General features: G+C 70.3%; 3 protein-coding genes. 2 read left to right on the plus strand and 1 reads right to left on the minus strand.

From position 1 onward, the window contains the following. The coding region (locus ACIPIA_RS14250) for a ceramidase domain-containing protein (RefSeq protein WP_400510494.1) at positions 1 to 315 on the minus strand (315 nt) is incomplete at its 3' end. A gap of 126 nt (positions 316 to 441) precedes the next feature. Here ACIPIA_RS14250 and ACIPIA_RS14255 point away from each other — a divergent pair. Both ACIPIA_RS14255 and ACIPIA_RS14260 read left to right on the plus strand, forming a co-directional pair. Continuing rightward, on the plus strand, positions 442 to 723 hold the full coding sequence (locus ACIPIA_RS14255; protein WP_400510495.1) for a YARHG domain-containing protein: 282 nt from the start codon (positions 442 to 444) through the stop codon (positions 721 to 723). A gap of 124 nt (positions 724 to 847) precedes the next feature. Continuing rightward, positions 848 to 2,359 (plus strand): helicase HerA domain-containing protein, encoded by a 1,512-nt coding sequence (locus ACIPIA_RS14260; protein ID WP_400510497.1) that lies wholly within the window; start codon positions 848 to 850, stop codon positions 2,357 to 2,359. Positions 2,360 to 2,467 lie beyond the last annotated feature (108 nt).

The following is a 2,467-nucleotide window of genomic DNA, read 5'->3' on the forward strand; positions in this document are numbered from 1 at the left end:
CATGGCGGTGACCGCCGCGGGCAGGCCGAGGAAGCGGCTCAACGCGAACGCGAAATAGCCGAAGGCGAAGAGCTGGATCGGCACCACGTCGGCGAGCACCGTCCCGCGATTCGGCATGGTGTGGAACAGGAAGGAGCCGATCCCGATCGCGAAGACGAGCAGGATGAAGGCGAGTGCCACCCGGTCGCGCTGCTCCTGCCGGCACCAGAGCCAGGAGGCTGCCAGGGCCGCGACGACGAAGGCGCCGTTCGTCACCGCATTGGCCGGTTCGGCCCAGAAGCTCGCATCGAGTCTTTCGCAATAGCCGAACCGCATCGCCCCGCCCGCTCCGGATTTCCCAGCAAAGCCGCCCGTTGCGACAGCGTCATGTCGCCTGCCGACAGTTGCCTTGCCGCGGCCCCTCCCGCAAAGCTCGCGCCCGTCATTCCGGAGATCACCCCGATGCGCAGCCTTTGCCTTCCCTTGTCCGCCGCCCTTCTGCTCGTCGCCGGGGCTGCAAGCCCGGCCCGTGCGAATCCCGGGACCTGCGCGGACCTCTGGACGGCCCGCAACGAGATCTACAAGGCACAGGGCTACTGCTTCCGCACCCAGCGCGCGATCGCCGCCTTCGGCAATGCCGGCTGCCAGTACGACAATATCGAGGACGTGCCGCTCTCGGCCAATGACCGCCGCGCGATCGCTGACATCGTCCGGCAGGAGCGCTCGCTACGCTGCCCGCGCTGACCGGATCTGCCGGTGGCGATTGCTGTGGAAGGCAGGGCTGCCCTGCGTCCAGCGGGTGCGAGGCCATGCTAGAAGCCGCGGTCGCGCCCCTGCGCCCGACCAATCAAGGCGATTTGCGAGCAGTATGACGACAGCGATCGAGATGGGAACGACAAGGACCGGCGAGCCCGGTCTGATCGATCTCGCCGAATTGCTGGCGACGCGCCTGCTCGTGCAGGGCAATTCGGGTTCGGGCAAGTCGCATCTGCTGCGCCGCCTGCTGGAGCAGAGCGCGCCCCTGGTGCAGCAGGCGATCATCGATCCGGAGGGCGACTTCGTCTCGCTCGCCGACCAGTTCGGCCATGTCGTGGTCGATGCCGAATGCGGCGAGGCCGAACTGCAGCGCGTCGCGCTGCGCGTGCGCCAGCACCGCGTCTCGGTGGTGCTCAACCTGGAAAACCTCGAGGCCGACGACCAACTGCGCGCCACCGCGGCCTTCCTCGGCGGGCTCTTCGACGTCGACCGCTCGCTCTGGTTCCCGATGCTGATCGTCGTCGACGAAGCCCAGCTCTTCGCGCCGGTCATGGCGGGCGAGGCATCGGACGAGGCGCGCCGGCTCTCGCTGGGCGCCATGACCAACCTGATGTGCCGCGGCCGCAAGCGCGGGCTCGCCGGCGTCATCGCGACACAGCGCCTCGCCAAGCTCGCCAAGAACGTCGCGGCCGAGGCCTCGAACTTCCTGATGGGGCGGACCTTCCTCGACATCGACATGCAGCGCGCCGCCGACCTGCTCGGCATGGACCGGCGCCAGGCCGAGATGTTCCGCGACCTCGAACGCGGCCAGTTCGTCGCGCTCGGCCCCGCCCTTTCGAAGCGGCCGCTGCCGCTGCGGATCGGCGCCGTAACCTCGGTCGACCGCGGCGGCGCACCGGGGCTGATGCCGCTGCCCGAGCAGGCGCCGGAAGAGGCCGGCAAGCTGATCTTCACCCCCGGCGAGGACGAGCCGCCGCCGATGGCGCGCCCGGTGCGCCCCGCGCCGCGCCCGCGCCCCGATCCGAACGAGGTGCTTCGTCGGATCGAGACCTATCGCCCTACCCCTCAGCCGGAGCCCGAGCCGGAGATCGAGCTGGAGCCGGGAGAGCGCGAGGCTATCATGGTCGAGATCCTGCGCGAGCTGATGGGCGATCCCGAGGCGCGCTCGCGCCAGGTCGCCGTGCTCTACCAGGACTTCACCGTGCGCTGCCGGATGCGCCGGCTGGGCCGGACGAATCTGAGCCTGGAGGAATTCCGCCGCAGGCTCGCCGTGGCGCGGGCCGGCGTCAGCGACAGCATCGCGACGAGCGAGGGCTGGCAGGCGGCGGTTGCCGCCTCCGGCACGCTGCCCGAGGACCTGCAGGGGCTCTTCCTCTACATCGCCCGCACCGCGATCGAGGGACAGCCCTGCCCCAGCGATGCGGAGCTGGCGGAGGTCTATGGCAGCGCTTCCCCCAGCCGCGCGCGGCGCGTGCTCAGCTATATCGAGGAGCGCGGGTTGATCGTCTGCCATGTCGATTTCCGCGGTCAGCGCACGCTCGCCTTGCCCGCGCTCGGCGTCGAGACCGCGCCGGGCCAGGCGCAGCCGCGCACCGCCGGCATGCCGCGCAGCGCCCGCGGCTGAACGCCGGCCCTCCCCTTCCCGATCACCGCGTCATCCGCAGATTGCCGTCCTGAGCGCTGCGCGGGCTGGCTCGATGACTTGAACTCACCAATGCTGTTCCGCCCGGCG

Source organism: Allobosea sp. CER48 (genome assembly GCF_044752385.1).
Lineage (GTDB): Bacteria > Pseudomonadota > Alphaproteobacteria > Rhizobiales > Beijerinckiaceae > Allobosea.

Bases quoted from the DNA above. Each gene is read 5' to 3' on its own strand.
- ACIPIA_RS14255 (WP_400510495.1), top strand. From the start codon at position 442: ATGCGCAGCCTTTGCCTTCCCTTGTCCGCCGCCCTTCTGCTCGTCGCC.
- ACIPIA_RS14260 (WP_400510497.1), top strand. From the start codon at position 848: ATGACGACAGCGATCGAGATGGGAACGACAAGGACCGGCGAGCCCGGT.